The organism is Nocardioides ferulae (assembly GCF_003660455.1).
In the GTDB taxonomy this organism is placed as follows: Bacteria; Actinomycetota; Actinomycetes; order Propionibacteriales; family Nocardioidaceae; genus Nocardioides; species Nocardioides ferulae.
This window is the reverse complement of sequence record NZ_QZVR01000061.1, coordinates 1-956: the sequence shown is the minus strand read 5'-3', so window position 1 is coordinate 956 and position 956 is coordinate 1. Positions and strand designations below refer to the sequence as shown.

General features: G+C 71.2%; 1 protein-coding gene. It reads right to left on the bottom strand.

Features of this window, described 5'->3' with window-relative positions; all coding sequences use genetic code 11:
* The coding region (locus D6B71_RS22415) for a DUF222 domain-containing protein (protein WP_164519795.1) at positions 1-956 on the bottom strand (956 nt) is incomplete at both ends.

The window sequence follows — 956 nt, the reverse complement described above, 5'->3', positions numbered from 1 at the left end:
GCCAGGCGGCGGAGCTGGCTGATGGAGATCTGGTCGCCGGTCGACAGGCCGGCGGCGCCGAGGTCGTGACGGAGCTTGTCGTGGTCGATGGTGGCGACGATCTTGACCGGGGTTCGGCCTTGGGTGGGGAGCTTGTCGGTGGGGATGTGCTCGGTGAGCGCGCAGAAGGCGAGCCCCAGCAACTGGTCGTGGGGGATCCGTTCGCCGGTGTCGGGGTCGAGGCGGGGTAGCCCGTCGACGACCTCGTGGTGGTTGTCGAGTCGGGGGCTGGTGTGGGCGTGGAGGGCGGTCTTGAAGATCGCGGCGATGGCGTCGGGGATGTCGGCGACGATGCGGGTGCGGCCGTCACCGAGCGGTTTGAACACCAGCCGGGTCTTGGCTCGGGCGTGGCGTTCTTCGTCTTCGAGGCGTTTGCGTTCTTCGTCGTCGGCGATGTCGGGGGCGACGACGTCGAGGATTCGGCGGCCCAGGATGCGCAGGTCGCGGGGGTTGTGGAAGCCGGCGAGGCGGACGAGCTCTGCCTCGGCCGCGGCGATGACCTCGGCGCCGAGGCGGCGCGGTAGTTCGTCGAGGGCGCGGGCGATGACGGTGACCTGGTTGCGGTTCACGTCACCGGTGGCCCATGCGGCGGCGAGGGTGGGGTACTTGCGGTCGAGGGTCTTGGCGAGCTTCTCTTCGGCGGCGCAGGAGGCGGGTTCGTCGCGGGTCTCGACCGCGAGCCAGGAGGCCACGGAGCGGGCGCCGCGGTCGTCGGCGAGGTCGCCGGCGGCCGCGACCACGCGGGCTTTGAGGGCGCCCAGTTGCTCGTGGGCTCGGTGGAGGTCGAGGAGCAGGTCGGCTTTGGTGTCGATGGGCAGCCAGGTGGGGTCGAGGGCGACGACGTCGGCCAGCGCCTGGGTGATCGCGGTGGCGCATGCCCGGAGCGGATGCTCGCGGGTGCTGGTTGTCGTCATGGC